Consider the following 24,740-nt stretch of genomic DNA (forward strand, 5'->3'; position numbering starts at 1 on the left):
ATATTGAATTCTATAACACCAAAAGAAGGCATACTGAAATAGGAAAAGTACCACCTGATCAAATTTATAATACAAAAAGAATAGCATCATAAATAATTAGATATATATTTAAACTGTCTTACAGATGGGGAGTAGTGTATGGAGTGTTTTAATGTCTACAACGGCATTTTCTGAAGGAACATTTTGTTCTGGGTCTATATCTAGAAAATCGCTGCTACATGCCGAAAGTGCAATAATTGCACAGAAGCAACTAATTATATGTTTAATATTGAATGTCATGTTTTTTATTTTTAGAATGAAAAGTCTATACCGAATAAGAATTGTTTTGAAATTGGGATTCTCAAATCAGATTTACCATTTACACCAACCTCAGGATCCATTTCTATTTTTTTATCTTTTACCCATGTAAGCGTATTCGTTCCTTTGATGTAGAATCTAAGGTTACTAATGTTTAATTTATTAGAAATATCTTCTGGTAATGAATATGAAAAAGTTACATCACGAAGCCTTAAGTAAGTACCGTCGTATAAAAATCTGGAAGAATGTTGACTAGAACTTCCAGATTGATCATTACTCCACACAACTTTAGGAACATTTGTAATGTCTCCGGGTTCTTGCCATCTGTTTTCGTAGATGTTTCGGGTCATGTTTCCTCTATCATTAAGTCCTGCGCTACCATCGCTATTAGTATATCTCCCCCAATAGTCGTAAACTTTATTTCCATAATTAAGGTAAAACATAAACGACAAGCTAAAATCTTTATAGCTTAAAGTATTGGTAAGACCTGCATAAAAGTCTGGAAGTGCACTTCCTTGCTCATAAGGATTTGCTTGGCTATACTCATTTGTAGTTTGAGTTTCTGTGCCGTCTGTATACCATAAAGCATCTCCGTTGTTTGGGTCAACTCCAGCATAACCAGGCATATAAAAGGAGTAAAAATCTCCTCCTACTTCTCTAATATATTCATCTCCAATAATAGGTTCATCAGAATCTAATTTGGTTATTTCATTGTTGTTTGAAGTATAATTAATGTTAGTAGACCAGCTAAAACCATTTGGGTTGTCAATATTGATAGTGTTAAGAGCCAATTCCCAACCTGAATTTTTCATTTCTCCAATGTTTGCTAAATAATCTGTAATTCCATTGGTAGCAGAAATAGGTACTTCAAACAGTAAATCGGAAGTGGTTCTTGTGTAATATTCTACCGTTCCGCTTATTCTATTTATTAAATTGAAATCCATTCCTACGTTAAATGGTTTATTTTTCTCCCAAGTAAGTTGCGGATTGGATTGTTGACTATAAGCATAACCAGGGTCTCCATTGTAATCCTCACCCGTTTCATAAAGTCCACGTGAAGCAAAATTTGCAATTTCTTGGTTTCCATTTACCCCATAACTACTTCTCAACTTTAATTGTTTTATAAAGCTTTGGTTTTCCATAAATTTTTCTGAGCTTAAATTCCAAGCTACCCCTATAGAGCCAAAGTTAGCATAGCGTACATCCGAACCGAACCTTGAAGAACCATCTCTTCTAGCAGTTAAATTTAAAATATACCTATTCATTAATGTATAGTTGGTGTTGAAGAAGTATGAAATTATAGAGGAAGCACTTTTACTACTAGAAGCACTTTCATATACAGAGGCATTTTCAAGAGTTGTTAACCCTGGAGCTCCATAATTACTTGCATTTGCATAAACATCGCTCTGATCTATTTTTTGAGCTTCTTGACCTAAAAGAAAGTTGAGACGATGGTTGTTATTTAGTTCCCAATTGTATTTCAATAAGTTGGTAATGTTGTAATTTAAAATATTATTATCATACGCAGTTCCTTCTCCACCTTTGTTTCGAGCAACACCAAAATCTGGATTGTTATATTCAAACTCATTTGCTAAGTTAAAATCTACATTCCCTTTAGTTTCAAAGCTTAAATTATCTGTAAATTGGTAGGTAAGTCCTAAATTTCCTTGAATTCCATAAAGTTTTGTTTCTCTAATATCTTCATTAACCAATCCTACTGGGTTGTATGTTAGTAAAATGTCTGTATTATAAGATCCATCTTCGTTATAAACAGGTTCCCATGGAACTGTTCTATAAATAGCTCTAACTGGGTTTGCGGCATTACCACCATCTTCATTTGTGTTTATTTTCTGATTACTCACAGAAACACCCATGTTAATTTTTAATTTTTCAGTGGCTTGGTGTGTAACATTTAATTTTGCGTTTAACTTTTTATAATCAATTCCTATTATAACTGCTTTTTGATCAAAATAACCTAAAGAAGCATAGAAACTTGTTTTTTCACTTCCACCGCTGGCACTAATATTATATTGATTGTATTCCCCATCTCTAGAAATAACATCAAGCCAATTTGTGTTAACAGTTCTATCAATTCTACTATAAATATAGTCTTCGACTTCTTGTTGAGTGTCACCAATATTAACTCGTCCTTCTACCAATAATTCTGAGAGTTCATTAGTGTTTAGTGGCTTGTTGTAATCTCTTACAATCATACTGCTCACCCCATATTGTGTGCTTACATCAAATTTTGTTTTTCCAGATTTACCTTTTTTAGTGGTTATTAAAATAACACCGTTGGCACCTCTAGATCCATAAATAGACGTAGCAGATGCATCTTTTAAAACCGTAATTGAAGCAATATCTTTTGGGTTAATTCCGGCAATAGTATTTGAGCTAGTGGCAATTCTAGAAATATTACCAGAAACAACAGGAATTCCATCTACTACATATAGCGGGTCTGAATTAGCATTAATAGATCCAATTCCTCTAATTCTAATGTCTGGAGCAGCACCTGGCTGACCACTTTGAGTTGAAATTTGAACCCCAGCTACATTTCCTTGAAGCGCTTCTTGGAAGGATGGAAGTGGTGAATTCTCCACTTTATCTAAAGCAACATCTACAGCAGCACCAGTATATGACGATTTACTTTGAGTATTGTATGCCACAACAATAACTTCACTAAGTTCATTAGCATCAGATTTAAGGGTGACATTTATTTTATTTGTGGAACCGTCTATTGCAACTTCTTTAGTTTGTAAGCCAATGTAGCTAAAAACTAACGTACTATTTTTATCAGTCGAAATAGAGAAATTACCATCAAAATCGGTTTGTGTTCCAGTTGCAGAGCCTTTAACAAGTATATTTACGCCAGGTAAAGGTACGCTAGACTCATCTTTAACTGTTCCAGTAATTACAATTTTATCTTGTAGTAAACTATTAATAGAAATATTAGAATGAGGATTTTTAGCATAAGAATCGTTGCTGGATAGGGTAGTGCCCTCAAAATCTTTAGCAAGTACTATGTTGTTGTTAATTAACTTATATTTAAAATCGGTTCCTTTTAATACATTTTCTAGCACTTCATCAATATTGGTACTTGTTATGCTTGTATTAATTCTAACCTGTTCGTTTATAATTGCATTATTGTAGAAAAACACGTAATCGGTTTGTTTTTCTATGGTTAGTAAAACTTCTTTTAGCTCAGTATTTTTATAGTTTAAGCTAATAGTTTGTCCATATAGATCGCTCCCCGAAGCTGAAATTTTTACAATAGTAAGGCAAAGAATTAATGCATAGATTTTCATGATGAGGAATAGTTTTCTAGAGGAACAATGTGTGCATAAAATATGCCTAGCATTGTTTTGCTTTTTTTTCATAATTTTAAACGGTTTTTAATGTTAGATTAATTCTGACAGATTTTTACTAAAAGGGGGTGTTCCAGCACCTCCTTTTTCCTGTCTTTTACTCGATATTCGAGACTTGTCTATTCCGCGCATTTGCGTCGGAATGTTTTTTAATTTTCTTTCTATTCCCTCGAAGATTCGCTTTGAGGTAGTTTGCTGAAAATAATTTTTTGCTTTTCTATGTCATAATTATATTGAATAGGGGATGAGGTTTTTATAATTTCTAATACTTCATGAACATTATTATCTCTCATGAATTTTCCAGAGAAAGAATAGTTTTCTATGGAAGAATCTTTTATTATGATTGTAACATTGTACCACCTTTCTAAATTTTTAATTACTTCCCCAAAAGATGTATTGTCAAACGTTAAGATTCCATCTCTCCATGATGTTGACTGCTGTATAGAGGCATTTTTAATAAGATTTATGGTTTTTTCCGACTTATTAAAAACAACAGTTTGCTTTGGTTTTAAAGTAATTTCTGGAGCAGATTTATGTGGCTTGTAAATTTCTACCTTTCCGCTTACTAAGGTTGTTTGTGCCGTAAGATCATTGTCGTATGCTTTTACGTTAAACTTTGTGCCCAGCACTTTTACTAAAAAGCCTTGTTCTGTTTCCACTATAAAAGGTTTTTCTTTATTTCTGGTAACTTCAAAAAAAGCTTCTCCAAAAAGTTTAACAGTTCTGTTTGAGTCATTAAAATCTGAAGTTACAATCAATTTACTTTCAGAATTAAGCTGTACTTTGCTACCGTCTTTTAAAATAAATTCTTTTTGTTTTCCAATACCCGTAGCATAATATTCTCCTTTTGCGAATAAACCCTTTGAGTTATTACTGAAAAATAAAACAGAACCTGCTAAAATTAAAACAGTTACAGTAGCAGCAATACTATAGGTGTATTTCCTAATACTGATTCTCTTTTTGAATTTTTTATGCTGATTTGAAATATCTATAACACTTTCATTGCCAAACTTCGAAACATATTTGGCTTTGACTGTATTAAAGTGTTTTCTGTTTTCTTCTGATGATTTAATCCAATCAATAACCTCTTCTTTAAAAGTAAGATCTCCTTGATTTTGGATAAATTTTATTAAGCTTCTCTCGTCCATATAATAATAAAACGATTCAACTCAAAAATACCCTTACGTGAAATTGTTAAAATTCTACTTTTTATTTAAGTATTTATATAGAAGGTTGTTATTAAGGAGGTGTTTTTATTGATTTGGTTAGAAAAATTAAAACCTGTGTCTTATAGAAAAAGACCCATGTACTCTTGAAGCTCGTGTCTTAAGAATTTTAATGCTTTTGTAATTTGAGCTTCTACAGTTTTTTGGGAGATACTTAATTCTTCTGCAATTTCTCGGTGCTTAAGACCGTTAAACCTACTTTTTATGAAGATGTCTTTGCAGGCAGGTGGAAGTTGGTCAATCAAATTGTTAACCTTATTATGTAATTCTTTTTCAATAAGTAATAAGCTGGGGTTATTTTGGAGAGATTCTTGATTGATTAGATTTATATCTTTTTCAATTTGATTTTTATATTGTTTTTTTACTTTTTGATGTTTTAAGTAATCAAGGCATTCATTCTTTACCATTGAGAACAGATAAGCATTAATATTAATGTCTGTAGCTAGCTTGCTTCTTTTTTTCCAAAGTTTGTAAAAAGCATTTTGAACTATTTCTTTGGCATCTTCATCATTGTTAATGTAATGTTTGGAAAAATAATGAAGTTTATCAAAATAAAGGTTGAATAAAGTTTCATAAGCCGACTCTTTACCTTTTTTTAATTGATGAAGAAAAAAAGAATTATTTATACTTATTGGTTTCAAATTTAAGGGGAGTTATGGCACAATATATATTTTTTAATTTAATAAAACAACAAAGCCCCCTAAAAGGAGGCTTTATTGATAAGGCTGTATAAAAAATATTAAGAAACTGCTTTTAATTTATTTACAGTTATCTTATTTAGTTTTTCTTCAACATATTCTTTGTTTACTTCAAGTTTGTTTTCTTTTGAACTTGGTAAATCAAACATAGCATCTGTTAAAATGGTTTCGCATAAGGATCTTAATCCACGTGCTCCCAATTCGTATTCTATTGCTTTTTCAACAATAAAATTTAATGCTTCATCATTTATTTTAAATTCAATATCGTCCATTTCAAACAGTTTTGCGTACTGTTTAATAATAGCATTTTTAGGTTCTGTTAGGATGGAACGTAGTGTTTCTGCATCCAACGGATCCATATAAGTAAGCACTGGTAATCTCCCTATAATCTCTGGAATCAAACCAAAATCTTTTAAATCTTTTGGAATAACATATTGTAATAGGTTCTCACGGTCTACTAAATCTTTTTTAGAAACACTGTAACCTACTGCTTGCATGTTTAGCCTTTTGGAAATATGTCTATTAATTCCATCAAAGGCACCACCAGCAACAAATAATATATTTTCAGTATTTACTTCAATAAATTTTTGATCTGGATGTTTTCTTCCTCCTTTTGGCGGAACATTTACCACAGTTCCTTCTAGAAGTTTTAGCAATGCTTGTTGAACTCCTTCTCCAGATACGTCTCTGGTAATAGAAGGATTATCGCTTTTACGAGCAATTTTATCAATTTCATCTATAAAAACAATCCCTCTTTCTGCTTTTTCAAGATTGTAATCTGCTGCCTGTAAGAGACGAGTTAAAATACTTTCTACATCTTCTCCAACATATCCAGCTTCTGTTAAAACAGTAGCATCTACAATTGCTAAAGGAACATTTAGCATCTTGGCAATAGTTTTTGCCATAAGGGTTTTACCAGTACCGGTTTGCCCAACCATGATGATGTTACTTTTTTGGATCTCGATATCGTCTTTACTGGCTGGCTGTAATAATCTTTTATAGTGATTATAAACAGCAACAGACATCACTTTTTTAGTAGCATCTTGGCCAATGATAAATTGATCTAGATATTCCTTAATCTCAGCTGGTTTTTTTAAAATCAGCTCTGAGGATAATTCACTATTCTTAGATTGTTGCGATTCTTCTAATACAATTCCATGTGCTTGTTCAATACAGCGGTCGCAAATATGTGCATCCAGACCCGCTATAAGCAAGCTAGTTTCTGGCTTTTTTCGACCACAAAATGAACACTCTAATTCTTCTTTCGCCATTTTTTTACATTTGTGAAAACGTAATACTACGTTTTCTATTTAATTAGACGGTTCTTTTTAAAACTTCGTCTATCATTCCGTATGCTTGTGCTTCTTCAGCTTTCATCCAGTAGTCTCGATCACTATCTTCGGTTACTTTTTCCATAGATTGCCCTGAATGATTAGCTATGATTTCGTATAATTCTTCTTTTAATTTAAGAATTTCACGTGCTGTTATTTCTATATCACTTGCTTGCCCTTGAGCGCCGCCTAGTGGTTGGTGTATCATAACACGACTGTGTGGCAAAGCAGAACGTTTTCCTTTTTCTCCAGCACATAATAAAACAGCTCCCATAGATGCCGCCATTCCTGTACAGATAGTAGCTACGTCTGGTTTAATGTATTGCATAGTGTCATAAATTCCTAAACCAGCATATACACTTCCTCCAGGGGAGTTAATATATATTTGGATGTCTTTAGAAGCGTCTGCACTTTCTAAAAACAATAATTGTGCTTGAATAATATTAGCAACTTGATCGTTGATTCCGGTTCCCATAAAAATGATTCTGTCCATCATCAATCTAGAAAATACATCCATAGCAACAGCATTTAACTGACGCTCTTCGATAATGTTTGGGGTAAGTCCCACGGGAGTCATAGCGCTTACAATTTTGTCGTAATACATGCTATTAATTCCTCTATCTTTTGTGGCAAAAGCCTTAAATTCTTTTTCGAAATTCATAAATTATATTTACTGTTTTTTTAGTACGTAAAAAGGCGTTAAAACTTACAGTTTAACGCCTTAAAGATACTTAATTTATTTTATAAGGATTTACCCATAAACTTCTTTAACAAAGTTTTCGTAAGTAATCTCTTTTGTCTTTAAGTTTGCTTTTTCCTTGTATAAATTCACAAGTTTTTCGCTCATTATTTGTTCAGACAATCTTTTAGCTTCTTCTTGATTAGATAAAACACGTGAAGAAATGTTTTCTAGAACTTCTTCTTCTGGATCTGTTTGTCCAAATTGTGCCATTTGCATACGTACGTATTTTTTAGCAAATTCTTTAAGCTCATCATAACTAACTTGAAGGTCATTGTTGTTAATAATTTTTCCTTCGATAAGTTGATATCTTAATCCTTTTTCAGATTTAGCATATTCTTCGCTAGCTTCTTCTTCAGAAAGATTGTTCTCTCCAGTAGCTTGAATCCATTTGGTAAGGAATTCAGCAGGAAGGTCAAATTTAGTATTTTCAACTAAATATTCAGTAATGTCATTTAAAAGTCTTTGATCTGCTTGTTGAGCAAATTGCTTTTCAGCATCTTCTTTGATTTTAGCTCTCATTTCTTCTTCTGAAGTAACAACACCTTCACCAAAAAGCTTATCAAATAACTCTTGGTTTAATTCGGTAGCTTCTCTTTTGTTAGCTTCATCTATTGTAAATGTAACTTCAATATCTAAATCGTGAGCCTCATCATGTTCTACTTTTAAGAAGTTAATCAAATCATGATCGTCTTCAAAAAGTCCTTTAGTTTTAAGTTCTAAAGTATCTCCTACTTTAGCACCAACAAATTTATTTAGGTTTCTTTTACCTTTAAGTTTGTCTAAAGTAAGTGTTGTTCTGTTCTCAAGTCCTTTTTCTTCATTTTTGAAAACTCCAGTAACTTCACTTTCTTCTGTAACTTCGTCTTGAGCGATTAATTTACCGTATTGTTTTGCAATTCTATCAACTTGCTCATCAATCATTTTATCGTCTGCAATGATTTGGTATTGAGTAATTGCTTTTTTAGTTTTTAAATCAACATCAAAAGCAGGAGCAAGACCTAATTCAAATTCAAAAGAAAAATTTTCAGCATCCCAATCTAAATCATCTTGTGCTTTAGGAAGTGGATTTCCAAGTACGTCTAATTTTTCTTCAGTAAGATATTTGTTTAGTGAATCTTGTAAAAGCTTATTTACTTCATCAACTAAAACAGCTTTTCCATATTGCTTTTTAACCAATCCCATTGGAACATGTCCTTTTCTAAAACCTGGGATGTTTGCAGTTTTTCGGTAGTCGGTTAAAATACTATCTACTTTATCGCTGTAATCTTCTTTTGTAATAGCAACTTTTACTATTGCATTTAAATCGTCAATTTGCTCTTTCGTAATGTTCATTCTCAAAAAATATTTAATAGCCCGTAAATGGGCATGCAAAAGTAAAACATTTTCAAAAGTTTACCAAGTTTTTAAAAGGCTGAAAAACAAATTCTTAATTTTTATTTTCCAGTTTTCATTTAGAAGTCCTAAATAAGGGCATTAAATGGTAATTGGTTAACTTTTATGATGTCTTATTTTATTAAAATTTTAAGATTTTTAAACTGAAATAAATGCTCTTTTTTAAGAAGATTTAATCACTTTTTGTTAATAATCGAGATTTATTCTGCGCCTACTAAAGATTCAAAAATAGACTGTAGAATAGATAGTAGTAAACTGAATAATAATGCCCACCATATGTTTACAACGGAAAATCCACCTACAAAATAATCTGCAAGTAAAATTATACAGGCATTAATAATTAGTAAGAATAACCCTAATGTAATAATGGTAACTGGAAGGGTAAGGATTACTAAAATTGGTTTTACTATAAAATTTAATAGCGCCAAAACTATGGCAACTATTATTGCAGTTCCGTAACTTTCTACGCCTACGCCAGGAAGTATTTTTGCTAAAATAACTACGGAGATAGCTGTTAAAAGTATTTTGATTATAAATTTCATTATGATTGGTTTAAATTGTTATGTATTAAAGATATAAAAAAAGCGCCTGTTTTACACAGGCGCTTTTGAAAACTTAGTAAGATATAATGTTATTTCACAAAAATAGTTGGATATGCTCCAGGGTTTAAAGCTGGAATAGTAGCATTGTATTTTTCGTTAATAGCATTTATAATTTGATTTGCAATTACTGCATAACCTCTTTGTGTTGGGTGCACACCATCAAGAGAGAAAGCGCCACCAGTAGCAAAGGTGTTAGTAATGTTTCCACCATCAAATGAAATTCCTCCATTTGCCAATTGATTCATCAATGCTTCTACATCTACAAAAGCTAAATCGTATTGAGTAGCTAGCGCTTCAATAGTTGTATTGTAGGCTGTTTGTGCATTTGTTACCATTTCAATTTCTGTAGCAGTTAAAGCTTGACCGTCGGTTAGAGGGACAGCAACGCCAATAATTGATTGAGGATTATTTGGGTCTGCCAATGTGCCTAAAATAGAGGAGGTTGTTAGCGGAAGTAAATCTTCAGCCGTAGCTTGTCTCATATTTGTAAGTCCTGGGTTTATGCCTGTTAAATCTGTTAAATCTTCATCTAATATTACAACTGCATTTTGTCCAGCGCTAAACTGTATTGTACGTTGCGCTACTTCTTCGGCAGTTATTAAACCGAAAGATTGCGCTTGTAGTAATCCGCCATTATATTGCGCATATGCTTGGTTTACAACACCTGCAGTTTGTGCGTCTAATGGGATAGCATTGTAAGGTACCGTGGTAAAATATGGTATAGTTGTAACATTTGGAATGTTTGCTACCACCCCTTTAGCGCCTCCGTTTGTAAGGGCTGTAAGTAAATCGTTATATACTTTAGCAAATACATTTGGGTCTGTAATATCATTCTCTCCATAGGTAGTAGGATCTAAATTCCCAGATTGGTCTACTCCAATTCCACCGCTTGTTGCATAACTTAATATGTCGTTATTTCCTATCCAAAGTGAAAAGAAAGTTGGATTTTGAGAAGCAGCATCTTCTATAATAGAAGCATCTGTAGTGCTTGCCATTCTTACAAAATATGGATTTGCTGCGTCTACTTCAAGATTAGCAATATTTCCGTAACCGTTGGCAACTAAATGAAAAATTTTAGAACCAGGAACTCCCATATTGTTAAAAGGACCTTCTAGTACATTTGAAATATCTGTAGTTGGGGTTCCGTCTAAGATTTCTGGTGTCTGACTTCCGTCTGTTCCAAGTACTATAACACGACGGTTATCCATTATTTGATTTCCATTTGCTAATAATCCTCCAAAGTTATCGTTTACTAATGGTTGTGTAAAATCTCCTCCACCAACATGCTTAAATTGTATAGCTAGCATACTTGGAAAAGAGTTTTGTTGTCCGTTTAGATACAATGCGCCATCTGCATACCCGGCAGTAAGAGAGTTTCCAACAGCAACAAAGTTTGAAAAGTCGGCATCACCGCTTGAGTAAAAACCTTGTTCGTCTACTGGATCGTTAAATTCAGGCTGACAAGAAGTCAATGCAATAGCTGCAATTGATATATATAGTAGTTTTTTCATTTTCTTAATAATTAGCATTTGTTAAAATCCGTAAGTGATTCCTAAGCCTGGAACAAAAGCATTGTTCTTATAAGTCCCTCCAAATGGCACATTTTGACCATTTTCTTGATAATAATCGTAAGACTCGTCCACTTCATCAAAGTGGATGTATAAAAAGGATGCGTCCAAAGCAAAACGATTGCTTAATTGGAAAGTGAATCCTCCAGTAAAGTTATCAGAATCGTTTCTTGGTGTTTCTGGAGCAAAATATCCAGACTGCACAGGAGATTCATCAAAATAATATCCACCTCTTAACGTAAAACGATTGGTGGCTTTGTATTGCAATCCAAATCTATAGGTGGATGCGTTTTTATAATTACGAGGATTTAAAGATTCTTGTCCATTACTAAAAATAACATCTAATGCTTCGTAAGCACTCCAGTAAGCTCGATTGTAATCAAAAGCAACCAACCATTTGTCGTTAATAGCGTAAGAAGCTCCAACAGTTAATTCTGCTGGTAAAGGTAAGGAAGCGTTAAAAGTTACCCCTTCATATAATGGAGCTACTCCAGATGGGACGTTTTGGAAATCTGCTTCACCATTTTTAGCATCCATTTGTATTTCGGAGCGGTAATTAATACCTAAAGTAAATTCTTCGGTAGGTCTAACCATTAAACCAAGGTTATATCCCCAAGCGCCAATTCCGCTTTTGTCAATAGTAACATTGGCTCTTTCTCCTTCTGTATTTGTGGTGGTACGGTCAATATTTCTATTGAAGTTAACGGCTCCAGTAGCATAAATAGGTCCTCCTCCTATACTAATTTTATCATTTATTTTAATAGAAAGTGTAGGCTGAATAAAAATAGCTTGTAAGCTAATGTCGTTTATTAAATGAGAGCCTTCCCAGTTGGTAGGGTATTCAACACCACTACCATATGGAGTGTAGATCCCTAATCCTACACTAGCCCAATCGTTAATTTTATAAGCGGCATATACATTAAATGGAGTAGAAACAGGGTTGTTTGCTTCAGTATACCATCCATATTGTTCGTTTTGAAAACTGATATTTGCGAAAACGGCATTTGCGCCTCCACTCACAGTAAATTTTTCGTTTAAGAAAGTAAGACCAGCTGGGTTGAAGAAGACAAGTTCCGAAGAGTTGATAACAGCTACTCCAGTATGCCCCATGGCAAGTTGCTTTTGTCCTTGCAAAGAAATTCGATATCCTCCAGCATAAGTCAAGGCACTAGTAAGCAATACCATCGCCAAAAGCGTAAGTTTTTTCATGAATTTGTTAATTTAGAATTATGAATATTAGCTATTCAAAATTAATATAAAATTATTCATCTGCAATTTTGAGGCTGCTGATATTTAAAAATCATTAAAAAATTAACATTTATGAGTTAAGGAATGTTAGTGATTTTTCAAAAAATTGTTTTGGATTTTCTGCATGAAGCCAATGACCTGCATTGTCAATAATTTCTACAGAAGCTGTAGGAAAATGAGATTTTATAAGCTCTGTATCGTTTGGAGATATGTACTCAGATTTTGATCCTCTTAAAAAAAGTGTTTTTCCTTGAAACGTTTTTTGAGAAGGAAGGGCTTCTCCAATTTCTTCTTGAGATTCCGCTAAAACATCCAAATTAAATCTATATCCTAAAGTTTCTTTTGTTTTCCAATATAAATTCTTTAATAAAAATTGGCGCGTACCCCAGTCGGTAATATAACTGGATAGTTCTTCGTCGGCTTCGGTGCGGGAAGAAATTTTGGTAAAATCTAAAGCTTTTAATCCTTTAATAATATCTTGATGATGTGGTGGATAATATTTTGGAGCTATATCTGCAATTAATAATCTTTTTATAACTTCAGGATTTGTAACCGCAAGGAGCATGGCTACTTTGCCTCCCATGGAATGACCAATTATGTTAATGTCTTCTAAATCATTTAAATCAAGATAATTTAAAACATCTTCTACCATGATTTCATAGGAAAAATCTTCAGAATGAAAACTTTTTCCGTGGTTTCTGAGGTCTAGTAAATGTACTTCAAATCCTTCATCTGCATATTTAGTGCCAAGGGTTTTCCAGTTGTCGGACATTCCTAAGAAACCATGTAAGATGATTAATGGTTTACCCTTTCCTATAACTTTAGATTTAAGAATTTGCATGATTTAAAGAAGTTTTAAAAATTATTGGATTCAAAGATTAATAAGTGTCATTTTTTCAATGAGACATTTAGCTGTCTAAAAAATTATTTTAGTTTTTGCAAATACATTTGTACTACATTTTCGAGGCCTAAATAAAGAGATTCTGCAATAAGCGCATGTCCAATAGAAACTTCTAATAAATTTGGTATGTTTTGCTTAAAATAAGCAGTGTTCTCAAGGTTTAAATCATGACCAGCATTGATGCCTAAGTCAACTTTATTGGCAACCAAAGCAGCTTCAATGTATGGTTTGATGCCGTCTTTGTTCCCTTTTTCAAATTCACTAGCGTAGGCTTCCGTATAAAGCTCAATTCTGTCGGTTCCTGTTTCAGCAGCGCCTTCAATCATTTTAGAAATAGGGTCTACAAAAATAGAGGTTCTAATGTTATTCGCTTTAAATTCAGCAATAACATCAACTAAAAAATCTTTGTATTTAATAGTGTCCCAACCAGCATTAGAAGTAATGGCATCCTCTGCATCTGGAACCAAAGTTACTTGCGTAGGTTTTACTTTTAATACTAAATCCATAAAACTTTTTATAGGATTTCCCTCTATATTATATTCGGTATGTACTACACTTGGTAAGTCCCTTGCGTCTTGATACCGAATGTGTCGCTCATCTGGTCTTGGGTGAATAGTAATACCTTCTGCACCAAAATCTTGAATGTCTTTAGCAACTTGTAAAAGATTGGGAACATTGCCGCCTCTAGAATTTCTAAGGGTTGCAATTTTATTTATGTTAACGCTTAACTTTGTCATGAAAATAAAATCATATTAATTGACTACAAAAATACAAAGTAGCCCCCCGCATACCAAGCTCAAAAAGCATTAAAATTAATGAATCCTGTAATATTGATAGCAGGATAGTGTTATTTCATTTTTACTTAGTAGTTAAAGCCTGCCTTTTTGTGGTAGAAATTGATTAATTTGCCAAAGAAATAATTGTGTTATGAACATACATTCTTATATAAATAATGATATCCTTCCATTATTGCCTAACTATCCGGTAAAAATGGTTAGAGGAATGTTTTCTGATTGTACCAATACACATATTCCCGTTGTTGAAGATAATAGGCTGCTCGGAAATATTTCTGAAGACGATGTTCAGGGTTTTGATCCTGAAAAAAAAGTGAGCGATTATCTGTATGCTTTAGACTTATTTTATGTGCAAAAGCATACCAATTGGTTGGATGTGCTGGAGGCATTTGCAAAATATAACGCCAATGTATTGCCTGTTTTAGATGAAAACAATATTTACATTGGTTATTATGAGCTTATTGATATTATGAATTTGTTTAAAGAAACTCCTTTTTTAAATGAACCTGGAGGAATTCTTATAATTGAAAAAGGAAATATAGATTATTCTTTTAGTGAAATTTCTCAGATTGTAGAAAGCAACGATGGAAAATTACTTGGTGCTTTTATTTCTGATGAAGAGGGAGATGTAACGCAGATAACTTTAAAGCTCGGAACTTCTGGTCTAAATAATATTATTCAGGCTTTTAGAAGGTATAGTTATAATATTATAGCTGGGAATGAAGAAGATTCTTATATTGAAGCCCTAAAAGATAGATCTAATTACTTAGATAAATTTCTAAAAATATAACTTTGACGCCGACTTAAAATGTGCGCGAGTTCTATAAGTCGATAAAGAATTATTATATTTCAGCAATAAAAAATAGCTAATGAAAGTAGGTATTTACGGTCAGTATTACAAAGAAGATTCTGAAGAATACATTCTTAAACTTTTAGAAGTATTACAACGCAATAAAGCCGAGGTGTATTTGGAAAGTGAGTATTTAATGCAAATAAAAGAACCACTTGGTATTACCGAAGCCTACAAAACGTTTTCTTCTTTTAACGATTTAGATAATTCCTTCGATATTTTTTTAAGTGTTGGTGGAGATGGAACCATGCTCCGTACGGTTCTTTTTGTAAGGGATCTTGATATTCCAATTTTAGGAATTAATACAGGGAGATTAGGTTTTTTGGCAACCGTGCAAAAAGAAAATATAGAAGCAGCAATAGAGGAGGTGCTTAAAAATAGATTTGAGGTTAAAAAAAGAGCTTTACTTCAAGTAAGTGCAGAAACTCCAATGGAAGATCAAACAGAAGTAAATTTTGCGCTAAACGAAATTACCGTCAGCAGAAAAAATACAACTTCTATGATTACTATTGCAACTTGGTTGGATGGAGAATATTTAACTTCTTATTGGGCAGACGGACTCATAGTGGCAACGCCAACAGGGTCAACTGGTTATTCTTTGAGTTGTAACGGTCCCGTAATTGCGCCAAGTACCGATGCGCTAGCTTTAACGCCTATTGCGCCGCATAATTTAAACGCACGCCCATTGGTAATTCCTGATAAAACAAAAATCCGCTTGAAAGTTTCTGGACGAGAAGATACCTTCTTAGTTTCTTTAGATTCTAGAATAGCAACATTAAATAACGAAACAGAAATTTTTATTGAAAGAGCCCCTTTTACTATAAAATTGGTAGACCTTAAAGAAGAGAGTTTTCTTAAAACCCTCCGAAATAAGCTTTTATGGGGAGAAGATAGACGTAATTAATCCCAATGAAGGCAATAATTTTTCACAAATTTTGTTTTACAAGCACATTCATTTAAATGATATTACTCATAAAATATCATAATGTATATATTTGCAAACTTTGAAAAGGTATGAATTTTAGAATCTTAGCTATTGCGCTTATGTTAACCACAACAATATCTTATGCTCAGATGTTTGAGGCTGGGGTATTTGCAGGTGGAAGTAATTACATTGGAGATGTAGGGTCTTCTTGGTACATAAAACCTAATAGCTTTGCAGCTGGAGGCGTGTTTAAGTGGAATATAAGCAAGCGCTACGCATATAGAGCTTCTTTTACATTTTCTACACTGCATGCTGCAGATAGAGATTCTGATAATTCTGCTAGAAAAGAACGCGATTATAGTTTTTCTAATGGAATTGTAGAAGGTTCACTAGGGATGGAATTTAATTTTTTAGAATTCGATCAAAGTGATTTCGAAAGACCCATTACTCCTTATTTATATGGAGGAGTTTCAGTTTTTTTGCATGATGAGTTATATTATACAACCAATAATGCTCAAGTATCTGGAAATAAAACTACATTTGCAATCCCTATGGCAATAGGAGTTAAGGGTAAAATAAGCTCGCGTTTCATTCTCGCAGCAGAGATTGGAGCACGTTATACTTTTACCGATAATTTAGATGGAAGTAATCCTAACACACTTCTGCCTAATAATAACAATTTGAAGTTTGGAAATATCTTTAGCGATGACTGGTATGTTTTCTCTGGGTTAACATTAACCTATACATTTGGAGAACGACCGTGTTATAGCTGTTTTGATTGATGAGTAATGAATGAAGAGTTAATTAATAAGGAAAATCTACCTAAGCACATAGCTATTATCATGGATGGTAATGGACGTTGGGCTAAACAGAAAGGAAAACTTAGAGTTTTTGGTCATGAAAATGGAGCCAAAGCTGTAAAAGAAGTGGTAGAAGGTTGTGCGCGTTTAGGTGTTCAAAACTTAACGTTGTACGCTTTTTCTACGGAAAATTGGAACCGTCCAAAGTTGGAGGTAGATACCCTTATGAAACTTTTAGTCTCTTCTCTTAAAAAAGAACTTCAAACGCTTCACGAAAAAAATATCAAGCTTAAAGCTATCGGAACCATAGAAACACTTCCTCAAAAAGTACGCGAAGAACTTTTGGAAGTAATGGAGAGAACCAAAGATAATACACATATGACACTTACTTTGGCATTGAGTTATGGGGCTCGAGAAGAATTAAAAAATGCTGTAGTACAGCTATGTACGAAAGTTAAAAATAATATAATTTCTATAGATTCTATTGACGAATCAATAATTAATAATCATCTTTACACGCAAGATTTGCCCGATGTAGACCTACTTATAAGAACAAGTGGAGAGCATAGAATAAGTAATTTCTTACTTTGGCAGATTGCATATGCTGAGTTGTATTTTACGAAAACACTTTGGCCAGATTTTACCAAAGAGCACTTGTGGGAAGCAATAATAAATTATCAAAACAGAGAACGTAGATTTGGAAAGACAAGCGAACAACTTAACTAAAAATATCATGTCTAAACGATATTTGGGTGTATTTATTTTACTATTACTATCCTTCACTAATTATTTAAATGCGCAAGAAACTTCCTTCGATAAAGGTAAGAAATATATTCTTGGTGGAATTGAAGTAACTGGTGTAAAAGGTTATAATGAGCAAACAGTTATAACATATACCGGTTTGAGAACTGGTCAAGAAATTACCGTTCCTGGAGAACAAATAAGTGAAGTTATTAGTAAACTATGGGGTTTAAACCTTTTTAGTGATATTAATGTTTACAAAACTAAAATTGAAGGAAATAAAATTTTCCTCGAACTTAATGTAACCGAACTTCCAACACTTTCTGATGTTAAAATAACAGGAATAAAAAAGAAAAAAATTGACGACATTGAAAAGGATGCCGATCTTAAAAAAGGGAAAAAGGTTACTGAGAGTTATATTTCAAATACAAGAAACTACCTAGTAAATAAATATAAAAAAGAAGGATATTTAAATACAAAAGTAAATATCAACACTATTCCAGATACCTCTGAGGTGAATGCTGTTAAAATGGTAGTTGGAATAGATAAAGGTGAAAAAGTTAAGATTAAAGACATTTCCTTTAATGGAAATGAAAAACTAAGCGAAAAGAAACTTAGATCTGCAATGAAAAACACCAAAGAAAAAATGGTGTTGCGTTTTTGGAAGAAATCAAAGTTTATTCCAGAAGATTTTGATGCAGATTTAGTGTCTATTGTAGATGCCTATAAAGAGAAAGGGTATAGAGATGCACGTATCACTAGAGATTCTATTCTTTATAATGACGATAGTACTATAGATATCCAGATTGATTTAGAAGAAGGAGATAAGTACTACTTTGGAGAAATTGATTTTGTTGGAAATGCTGCTTATACCGACGAGCAATTAAGTCGTGTTTTAGGATTAAAAAAGGGAGATGTATATAATGGAGTCTTATTTGATAAGCGTATTGCAGACCAAACAAAACCAGATGGACAAGATATTACCAACTTATATCAAAATAATGGATATTTATTTTCGCAGATAAATCCTGTTGAGGTTTCTGCCAAAAATGATACCATAGATTTTGAAGTAAGAATTATTGAAGGGAAATTAGCTTATTTTGAAAATGTAACGGTTACTGGGAACGATAAAACAAACGACCACGTAATTTATAGAGAGCTAAGAACTAAACCTGGTCAGTTATATTCTAAAGATAATGTGGTAAGAACTATTAGAGAGCTAGGGCAACTTGGTTATTTTGATCCTGAAAGTATAGCTCCAGAAATCTTAGACCCAAATCCACAAAACGGAACAGTAGGAATTAATTATGCGGTAGCAGAAAAAGGATCTAGTCAAATTGAACTCCAAGGTGGTTACGGTGGAGGAGGTTTTATAGGAACTTTAGGGCTTTCTTTTAATAACTTTTCCATAAGAAATATCTTTAATAAAGAAGCGTATAAGCCAGTTCCAATGGGAGACGGACAAAGACTGTCGTTGCGTTTGCAAGCAAGTAGATTTTTCCAAACATATAGCTTCTCTTTTGTGGAGCCATGGATGGGAGGAAAAAAACCTGTACAGTTTTCTACTTCTATAAACCGTACGCTACAGTTTAGATACAATCCTAGAACAGGAGATGCCGATAAAGATCAGCGTTTTGTAATTACAGGAGCAACGGTAGGTTTGGCAAAACGTTTAAATTGGCCAGATAACTACTTCCAGTTATCTCATGCTTTGAGTTTTCAGCATTACGATCTTCAAAATTATCAAACTTCGTTGTTTAATTTCCCTAACGGATATTCTAATAACTTAGCCTATACCATAGCATTGTCTAGAAACAATACTTCGGTAAACCCAATTTTCCCAATGGCAGGTTCTGAGTTTAGTATTAGTTTAAAATTAACAGCACCATATTCATTATTTAATAATATAGATTATGCAAATCTAGGAGATGATCCAGATTATCAAACTGTAGGGCCTAACAACGAAATTATTCCTGATGCAGAAAAAATAGATCAAGAAAAATATAAATGGTTAGAGTTCTATAAAGTAAAATTCAGCGGAAACTGGTATACTAATTTATTTGCTAAATTGGTAATGAAAACAGGAATGGAGTTTGGATTCTTAGGAGCTTATAATCAAGATAGAGGGGTAATTCCATTTGAGCGTTTCTTCCTTGGGGGAGACGGATTAGGAAATTATACTTTAGATGGTAGAGAGAATATACAATTAAGAGGATATCCAAACCAGTCGCTTTCTGGAAATGACGGATCTACGGTTTATAATAAATTCTCATTAGAAATGCGTTATCCTATTACATTGAAACCAACTGCTTCGATATATGCATTATCATTTTTAGAAGGAGGAGCGTCTTATGACAACTTAGAAAGTTATAATCCATTCGACCTAAAACGTTCTGCAGGACTTGGAGTACGTATATTTATGCCTGCTTTTGGATTGTTAGGAATTGACTTTGGGTATGGATTTGATCCTATCCCTGGGCAGATTGAACCTAGCGGATGGCAAACACATTTTATTATTGGACAACAATTTTAATTTGTGGCACGATATTTTCTATATAATTTATGTTTTTATAAATATCTATTACTTAGAAAGATTGATAAGTAAGAAATTTTTGTTTTCTTCGTATTCAGAAATTAAAAATTTAGAAGGATGAAAACTTATGTTCTTTTTATATTGATAGCTTTTAGTACGTTTTCTGGTATTGCACAGAGAGGAGTAAGAATTGGCTATGTTGATATGGATTACATTTTACAAAATGTAGAAGAATATCAAATGGCAAATAAACAATTGGCTTCTAAAGTGCAAAAATGGAAAGGTGAAGCGGAAGATCAAGAACAGACTATCCAAAAGATGTGGGCTGATCTAAATGCTGAGAAAATTCTTCTAACAAAAGAACTTATTCAAGAGCGTGAAGAGGAAATCAACGCTTTGGAAAGACAGATGAAAGATTACCAGCAAGATAGATTTGGGCCTCAAGGCGATCTAGTTAGACAACGAAGTCAGTTAGTGAAACCTATTCAAGATCAGGTTTTTAATGCTGTTCAAGAAATTGCTGCTAATAAAAAATACGATTTTGTTTTTGATAAATCAGCAGATGTTGTTATGTTGTACTCCGATAAGCGCCACGACATAAGTGAGCAGATTTTAAGAAGCATTAATGTAACCCGAAAGCAAGAAGATAGGAGAGCGCCTAATAGTGCCTTGGATGAATTTCAGGAAGAAGAGAAAGATCCAGAGCTAAAAGCTAGAGAAGAAGCTTACGAGGAGAAAAAGGAAACAATGGCGAATGATGTAGAAGCGAGAAGAGAAGCTAAGTTGAAAGAAATTGAAGCGAGGAAAAAAGCATACGAAGAGCGGAGACAAAAAATGTTAGAAGAAAGGGAGGCCAGAAGAAAAGCTAAACTTGAAGAAAGAGAAAGATTAAAAGAAGAAAATAAAAGTTCAAACACGACGGAAAACGAAGAGGGAGAATAAATATGGAGCCTAAAATAATATCAATTAAAGATAAAAAAAAGGCTGCAACATAAAGGATTCAACACAGTAGTTGAAAAATTTAAACCTCACTTTTAGTGAGTAATTAATTAACAAGTAAATATTTTTAGAAATTTTAGAAAACCATGAAACACTTTAAAACATTAGTAATTGCAGTTGTATTAGCAGTAGGATCGATAAGTTTTGCATCTGCTCAGAGTAAAGTAGCTCACATTGATGTTCAGCAATTAATGAAAGACATGCCAGCAATGAAAACTGCACAGGCTGAATTGCAAAAATTAAGCGAGAATTATCAAAACGATATTAAAACAAGTTACCAAGAACTTCAAACTAAAATGTCGCTTTACCAAAATGAGGCTGCTACAAAATCTCAAGATGAAAATCAAAAGAGAGCTGCAGAAGTAGACGGAATGCAAAAAACAATCATGCAAGCACAGCAACAAGCGCAAAAAGAACTTCAAGAAAAAGAGCTTGAATTGCTTCAGCCTATTATGCAGAAAGCAAATGATGCTATTCAGAAAGTAGGGAAAGAAAAAGGTTTCCAGTATGTATTAGATGCTTCTCCAGGATCTGGAGTTATTTTAGCTGAAGGTACTGATATCATGGCAGACGTAAAAAAAGAATTAGGTTTCTAAGAAACAAATTATTTTTTTTATTAAAATATTCGAAACTGCCTACAGAAATGTAGGCAGTTTTTTTATTTTTACTATTATGAACACACAACCTATAGGTATTTTTGATTCTGGTGTTGGAGGAACTTCCATTTGGAAAGAGATCTATAAATTACTGCCTTCAGAGGCTACTATTTATTTGGCAGATAGTAAATATGCGCCCTATGGAGAGAAAACACAAAAAGAAATACTCCAATTAAGTATTAAAAATACAGAGTACCTCTTGTCTCGTGGATGTAAAATTATTGTAGTGGCGTGTAATACTGCAACAACAAACGCTATAGATTATTTAAGAGAAAATTATAAAGTTCCTTTTATTGGAATTGAGCCAGCTATTAAACCAGCAGTTTTGAATTCTCAAACAGGGGTAGTTGGAGTGTTAGCAACTAGAGGAACCTTGGCAAGTAGTTTATTTACAAAAACAACTGCTTTGTATGCTAAAGACAGAAAGGTTATTGAGCAATTTGGAGACGGATTAGTTCCTTTAATAGAAGCTGGTCAAATTGAAAGTAAAGAAATTGAGGCTTTGTTGCAAAAATACCTCACGCCAATGGTGAAAGAAAATATTGATTATTTAGTACTTGGCTGTACACATTACCCATATCTTATCCCGCAGTTAAAAAAAATACTGCCAAATACAGTAACTATTATAGATTCTGGTAGTGCTGTTGCAAAACAAACACAAAAGGTACTACAGGAGAATCTACTTCTAAATAATAGTAATAACAAGGCAGTCATTGAATTTTATACCAATAAAGAAATAGAAGTTTTAAAGTCCTTATTAGGAGAGTATGCTGTAGAAAGTAAAGTCTCTTATTTGGAATTTTAATCCCTGTTTATTAGGAAGGGGCATTATGTTTGAAACAGTTTTCAGCAGCCTATTAAAAAAAGGTCAGAATCTAAATTTAGAATCTAACCCTTAATATTTTAGTTTACACAGTTTACGGGATACTCCCTTTATCATTTTCTTTGGGTAGTGTTTGTAAAATTAATCTGTATTATTCCTTCCTAACATAAGTCAAATAAGTAAAGCTATAATTGTGTTTTTCATCTTTCTCATGGTGTTCTTCAGATACTAATTCCCAATCCTTAGTATTAATTTCTGGAAAATAAGCATCCGCTTCAAAAGTTCCATGTACGCGTGTCAGTTCAATTTTATCAGAAAATGGGAGAGCAAGTTTATATATTTCGCCACCACCAATAATAAAAGGTTGCTCATCATCTGTAGCTTCCTTAATAGCGGCCTCTATATTATTGACAACAATACAGCCATCTGCGGGCTTGTAATCTTTCTGTCTAGTAATTATTATATGTTTTCTGTTGGGCAGCGGACTAGGGAAACTCTCATATGTTTTGCGACCCATAATTATAGCATGTCCTGTTGTTAACTTTTTAAATCTTTTAAAGTCGTCTGGCAAATGCCAAACCAAATCATTGTCTTTTCCAAGAGCATTGTTTTCTGCAGCTGCAGCAATCATTGTAATCATTAATTATAAAGTATTTTCAGTGTTATTTTCCAATGGAAATTCCTTTTCAACTTTCACTTGCAATTTAGCAATTCTGTCTTTCTGTTTAGTAACTAATTTTTCACGCTGATTCCTTTCCCATTCTTTCCCCAAAAATCTATCTGTTACATATACATTAATAACATGCATTAAAAATAAGAATCCCCAAGCAGAAATTCCCCATATAAACCAATTGTATGATTCGCCATATTTTAAAAATTTATTCATTACAATCATTATTACACATCCTATCAAAAAGATTACAAAGTGGTAATACAATCTCTTTTTTTGTCGAATCCTCGCCTGTGCTTTTTCAATTAATTCATGTTGGTCAAGCTCTATTTCGTGTTTCGGTTGTATTTTGTTTTTTGAAAACATAGTTTATCTTTTTTATAAATTTACAAAATCTGTATATATATAGAATAAAAGTTAGGCTAATTATTTTTCTATCTACTACTTTTTTTATCAGTCTTTATTCTTGTTTGAAAGAAGTCGGAAGACCGAAGTCAGGAGTCGGAAGTAAAAAAGGAAACAAGAATAAAGAGTAAAGAGTATAGATTGCATTCTAACTCTTTTTCGAATTTGTAGTTAACCATTAACTAAAAACATACTGCTTATTGAAAGAAGACCGAAGTCAGGAGTCGGAAGTAAAAGGGGAGGCAAGAATAAAGAAAGAGCATATAGATTTTGTATTCTGAGCCTTTTTCGAATTTGTAGTTTGCCATTAACCATTAACCATTAACCATTAACCATTAACCAATAACCATTAACTAAAAACCATAAACTTACTGCAAACTGAAGACTGCCTACTGAACACTAAACGTTTTATTAATGGCGTGTCCCTTCGGGTCGGGCTCTACGCTTTATCTTTCTTCGTGCCTCATAAAGGATGCCGCTTCGATCCCTCACGCAAACAACACTATATAGGTGTACTTTTTAGTTTAAGTAGATTTAATGATTGAAAGATTGAAAGATTGAAAGATTGAAGAAGTCAGGAGTCAGAAGACCGGAGTCGGAAGTAAAAAGGAGAAACAAGAATAAAGAGTATAGATTTTGCATTCTTTATAGAATTTGTAGTTTGCCATTAACCATTAACCATTAACCATTAACCATTAACCATTAACCATTAACCAATAACCAATAACCATTAACCATTAACTAAAAACCATAAACTTACTGCAAACTGAAGACTGCCTACTGAATAGCAATCAACTCTTTGTACTTAATACTAAATACTAAGTACTTTTTTCACTGCTTAACCTCCGAGTTCTAAGGCAGTTAAGAAATAGTTTTAAAAATACTTAAAAAAAGGTTTGGATAATGGTTAAATAAGTTTCTATATTTGCACCCGCTTTGAGAGAGAGATGATGTAGTAGAGAAGGGGCAAAGTTCTTTAAAATAGGGTGTTTTGAGCTGTTTGTTGAGATTAGAGAAGCTTTTAAAAGTTTCGAAAAAAAATCAAAATAAATGTTGCGAGAAACAAAAAAGTAATTTACTTTTGCACCCGCTTTGAGAAACAAGAGACGTTCTATAAAAGAGAGTTCATTTTTGAGTTTAGTGTTTAGATTTTGAAGAAAATCAAAAACGAAAA

23 protein-coding genes are annotated in these 24,740 nt (G+C 33.0%); 8 read left to right on the forward strand and 15 right to left on the reverse strand.

Translation table 11 applies throughout. The features are described 5' to 3' along the window. Nucleotides 1-108: 108 nt before the first annotated feature. The 12 genes from AC13CQ_RS11280 to AC13CQ_RS11335 all read right to left on the reverse strand — a co-directional run bounded on the left by AC13CQ_RS11280 (nt 109) and on the right by AC13CQ_RS11335 (nt 14,107). Nucleotides 109-279 (reverse strand): hypothetical protein, encoded by a 171-nt coding sequence (locus tag AC13CQ_RS11280; RefSeq protein ID WP_482882902.1) that lies wholly within the window; start codon nt 277-279, stop codon nt 109-111. A gap of 11 nt (nt 280-290) precedes the next feature. Beyond that, a complete protein-coding gene (locus tag AC13CQ_RS11285) occupies nt 291-3,674 on the reverse strand; it encodes a TonB-dependent receptor (protein WP_474507645.1) in 3,384 nt (1,127 codons plus the stop codon). Nucleotides 3,675-3,823: 149 nt separating this feature from the next. Next, the gene (locus AC13CQ_RS11290; protein WP_456865174.1) at nt 3,824-4,810 is read right to left on the reverse strand and encodes a FecR family protein; all 987 of its coding nucleotides are present in this window, start codon (nt 4,808-4,810) and stop codon (nt 3,824-3,826) included. A gap of 140 nt (nt 4,811-4,950) precedes the next feature. Continuing rightward, a complete protein-coding gene (locus AC13CQ_RS11295; protein WP_335588142.1) occupies nt 4,951-5,529 on the reverse strand; it encodes an RNA polymerase sigma-70 factor in 579 nt (192 codons plus the stop codon). Nucleotides 5,530-5,627: 98 nt separating this feature from the next. After that, nucleotides 5,628-6,857 carry an ATP-dependent Clp protease ATP-binding subunit ClpX gene (gene clpX / locus AC13CQ_RS11300; protein WP_008612110.1) on the reverse strand — a complete coding sequence of 410 codons (1,230 nt, stop codon included), beginning with the start codon at nt 6,855-6,857 and terminating at the stop codon, nt 5,628-5,630. Nucleotides 6,858-6,900: 43 nt separating this feature from the next. Beyond that, nucleotides 6,901-7,578 carry an ATP-dependent Clp endopeptidase proteolytic subunit ClpP gene (gene clpP, locus AC13CQ_RS11305; protein WP_008612115.1) on the reverse strand — a complete coding sequence of 226 codons (678 nt, stop codon included), beginning with the start codon at nt 7,576-7,578 and terminating at the stop codon, nt 6,901-6,903. A gap of 90 nt (nt 7,579-7,668) precedes the next feature. Beyond that, nucleotides 7,669-8,991: a trigger factor gene (gene tig / locus AC13CQ_RS11310; RefSeq protein ID WP_337901639.1), complete on the reverse strand. Its 1,323-nt coding sequence runs from the start codon at nt 8,989-8,991 to the stop codon at nt 7,669-7,671. Between the two features lie 260 nt (nt 8,992-9,251). Beyond that, on the reverse strand, nt 9,252-9,593 hold the full coding sequence (locus AC13CQ_RS11315) for a phage holin family protein (RefSeq protein WP_008612117.1): 342 nt from the start codon (nt 9,591-9,593) through the stop codon (nt 9,252-9,254). A gap of 89 nt (nt 9,594-9,682) precedes the next feature. Next, nucleotides 9,683-11,164 (reverse strand): G-D-S-L family lipolytic protein, encoded by a 1,482-nt coding sequence (locus AC13CQ_RS11320; protein WP_456865181.1) that lies wholly within the window; start codon nt 11,162-11,164, stop codon nt 9,683-9,685. 21 nt (nt 11,165-11,185) lie between these two features. Continuing rightward, the gene (locus AC13CQ_RS11325) at nt 11,186-12,430 is read right to left on the reverse strand and encodes an OmpP1/FadL family transporter (RefSeq protein WP_008612119.1); all 1,245 of its coding nucleotides are present in this window, start codon (nt 12,428-12,430) and stop codon (nt 11,186-11,188) included. Between the two features lie 109 nt (nt 12,431-12,539). Further along, a complete protein-coding gene (locus tag AC13CQ_RS11330) occupies nt 12,540-13,310 on the reverse strand; it encodes an alpha/beta fold hydrolase (RefSeq protein WP_456865185.1) in 771 nt (256 codons plus the stop codon). A gap of 83 nt (nt 13,311-13,393) precedes the next feature. Beyond that, nucleotides 13,394-14,107, reverse strand: a complete 714-nt coding sequence (locus tag AC13CQ_RS11335) for a pyridoxine 5'-phosphate synthase (RefSeq protein ID WP_456865188.1) — start codon at nt 14,105-14,107, stop codon at nt 13,394-13,396. Nucleotides 14,108-14,297: 190 nt separating this feature from the next. Here AC13CQ_RS11335 and AC13CQ_RS11340 point away from each other — a divergent pair, with 190 nt between their 5' ends. From AC13CQ_RS11340 to murI, 8 genes are all read left to right on the forward strand, one after another. Next, nucleotides 14,298-14,954 carry a CBS domain-containing protein gene (locus AC13CQ_RS11340; protein WP_335588147.1) on the forward strand — a complete coding sequence of 219 codons (657 nt, stop codon included), beginning with the start codon at nt 14,298-14,300 and terminating at the stop codon, nt 14,952-14,954. 79 nt (nt 14,955-15,033) lie between these two features. After that, entirely contained in the window at nt 15,034-15,918 is an 885-nt protein-coding gene (locus AC13CQ_RS11345) for an NAD kinase (protein WP_008612125.1), read from the forward strand. Nucleotides 15,919-16,028: 110 nt separating this feature from the next. Then, on the forward strand, nt 16,029-16,721 hold the full coding sequence (porG, locus tag AC13CQ_RS11350; RefSeq protein ID WP_337901632.1) for a type IX secretion system protein PorG: 693 nt from the start codon (nt 16,029-16,031) through the stop codon (nt 16,719-16,721). Between the two features lie 6 nt (nt 16,722-16,727). Further along, nucleotides 16,728-17,465, forward strand: a complete 738-nt coding sequence (locus AC13CQ_RS11355) for an isoprenyl transferase (protein ID WP_008612127.1) — start codon at nt 16,728-16,730, stop codon at nt 17,463-17,465. A gap of 7 nt (nt 17,466-17,472) precedes the next feature. Beyond that, nucleotides 17,473-20,013, forward strand: a complete 2,541-nt coding sequence (bamA, locus tag AC13CQ_RS11360; protein ID WP_008612128.1) for an outer membrane protein assembly factor BamA — start codon at nt 17,473-17,475, stop codon at nt 20,011-20,013. A gap of 117 nt (nt 20,014-20,130) precedes the next feature. After that, on the forward strand, nt 20,131-20,955 hold the full coding sequence (locus AC13CQ_RS11365; protein ID WP_456865194.1) for an OmpH/Skp family outer membrane protein: 825 nt from the start codon (nt 20,131-20,133) through the stop codon (nt 20,953-20,955). 143 nt (nt 20,956-21,098) lie between these two features. Continuing rightward, nucleotides 21,099-21,608, forward strand: coding sequence for an OmpH/Skp family outer membrane protein (locus AC13CQ_RS11370; protein WP_008612130.1), 510 nt, complete (start codon nt 21,099-21,101; stop codon nt 21,606-21,608). Between the two features lie 76 nt (nt 21,609-21,684). Further along, complete coding sequence (gene murI, locus AC13CQ_RS11375) at nt 21,685-22,473, forward strand: glutamate racemase (RefSeq protein ID WP_456865197.1); 789 nt, start codon at nt 21,685-21,687, stop codon at nt 22,471-22,473. A gap of 169 nt (nt 22,474-22,642) precedes the next feature. On the opposite strand, the gene AC13CQ_RS11380 is transcribed toward murI, so the two are convergent. From AC13CQ_RS11380 to AC13CQ_RS11390, 3 genes are all read right to left on the reverse strand, one after another. Next, nucleotides 22,643-23,131, reverse strand: coding sequence for a dihydrofolate reductase (locus tag AC13CQ_RS11380; protein WP_456865200.1), 489 nt, complete (start codon nt 23,129-23,131; stop codon nt 22,643-22,645). 3 nt (nt 23,132-23,134) lie between these two features. Beyond that, nucleotides 23,135-23,527, reverse strand: a complete 393-nt coding sequence (locus AC13CQ_RS11385) for a 2TM domain-containing protein (RefSeq protein WP_335588153.1) — start codon at nt 23,525-23,527, stop codon at nt 23,135-23,137. Nucleotides 23,528-24,450: 923 nt separating this feature from the next. Further along, nucleotides 24,451-24,740, reverse strand: a 290-nt coding sequence (locus tag AC13CQ_RS11390) for a hypothetical protein (protein WP_482882903.1), incomplete at its 5' end; no start/stop codon positions are given.

The sequence above is a fragment of the Galbibacter sp. L-19 genome (assembly GCF_056857615.1).

What these genes read in the sequence shown, in the direction of transcription:
- AC13CQ_RS11280 (WP_482882902.1), bottom strand. Translation starts at nt 279, where the DNA reads ATGACATTCAATATTAAACATATAATTAGTTGCTTCTGTGCAATTATT.
- AC13CQ_RS11365 (WP_456865194.1), top strand. Translation starts at nt 20,131, where the DNA reads ATGAAAACTTATGTTCTTTTTATATTGATAGCTTTTAGTACGTTTTCT.
- murI (WP_456865197.1), top strand. Translation starts at nt 21,685, where the DNA reads ATGAACACACAACCTATAGGTATTTTTGATTCTGGTGTTGGAGGAACT.
- AC13CQ_RS11320 (WP_456865181.1), bottom strand. Translation starts at nt 11,164, where the DNA reads ATGAAAAAACTACTATATATATCAATTGCAGCTATTGCATTGACTTCT.
- porG (WP_337901632.1), top strand. Translation starts at nt 16,029, where the DNA reads ATGAATTTTAGAATCTTAGCTATTGCGCTTATGTTAACCACAACAATA.
- bamA (WP_008612128.1), top strand. Translation starts at nt 17,473, where the DNA reads ATGTCTAAACGATATTTGGGTGTATTTATTTTACTATTACTATCCTTC.
- AC13CQ_RS11285 (WP_474507645.1), bottom strand. Translation starts at nt 3,674, where the DNA reads ATGAAAAAAAAGCAAAACAATGCTAGGCATATTTTATGCACACATTGT.
- AC13CQ_RS11340 (WP_335588147.1), top strand. Translation starts at nt 14,298, where the DNA reads ATGAACATACATTCTTATATAAATAATGATATCCTTCCATTATTGCCT.
- AC13CQ_RS11315 (WP_008612117.1), bottom strand. Translation starts at nt 9,593, where the DNA reads ATGAAATTTATAATCAAAATACTTTTAACAGCTATCTCCGTAGTTATT.
- AC13CQ_RS11370 (WP_008612130.1), top strand. Translation starts at nt 21,099, where the DNA reads ATGAAACACTTTAAAACATTAGTAATTGCAGTTGTATTAGCAGTAGGA.
- clpP (WP_008612115.1), bottom strand. Translation starts at nt 7,578, where the DNA reads ATGAATTTCGAAAAAGAATTTAAGGCTTTTGCCACAAAAGATAGAGGA.
- AC13CQ_RS11355 (WP_008612127.1), top strand. Translation starts at nt 16,728, where the DNA reads ATGAATGAAGAGTTAATTAATAAGGAAAATCTACCTAAGCACATAGCT.
- AC13CQ_RS11325 (WP_008612119.1), bottom strand. Translation starts at nt 12,430, where the DNA reads ATGAAAAAACTTACGCTTTTGGCGATGGTATTGCTTACTAGTGCCTTG.
- AC13CQ_RS11345 (WP_008612125.1), top strand. Translation starts at nt 15,034, where the DNA reads ATGAAAGTAGGTATTTACGGTCAGTATTACAAAGAAGATTCTGAAGAA.
- AC13CQ_RS11335 (WP_456865188.1), bottom strand. Translation starts at nt 14,107, where the DNA reads ATGACAAAGTTAAGCGTTAACATAAATAAAATTGCAACCCTTAGAAAT.
- AC13CQ_RS11385 (WP_335588153.1), bottom strand. Translation starts at nt 23,527, where the DNA reads ATGTTTTCAAAAAACAAAATACAACCGAAACACGAAATAGAGCTTGAC.
- AC13CQ_RS11290 (WP_456865174.1), bottom strand. Translation starts at nt 4,810, where the DNA reads ATGGACGAGAGAAGCTTAATAAAATTTATCCAAAATCAAGGAGATCTT.
- AC13CQ_RS11380 (WP_456865200.1), bottom strand. Translation starts at nt 23,131, where the DNA reads ATGATTACAATGATTGCTGCAGCTGCAGAAAACAATGCTCTTGGAAAA.
- tig (WP_337901639.1), bottom strand. Translation starts at nt 8,991, where the DNA reads ATGAACATTACGAAAGAGCAAATTGACGATTTAAATGCAATAGTAAAA.
- AC13CQ_RS11330 (WP_456865185.1), bottom strand. Translation starts at nt 13,310, where the DNA reads ATGCAAATTCTTAAATCTAAAGTTATAGGAAAGGGTAAACCATTAATC.
- clpX (WP_008612110.1), bottom strand. Translation starts at nt 6,857, where the DNA reads ATGGCGAAAGAAGAATTAGAGTGTTCATTTTGTGGTCGAAAAAAGCCA.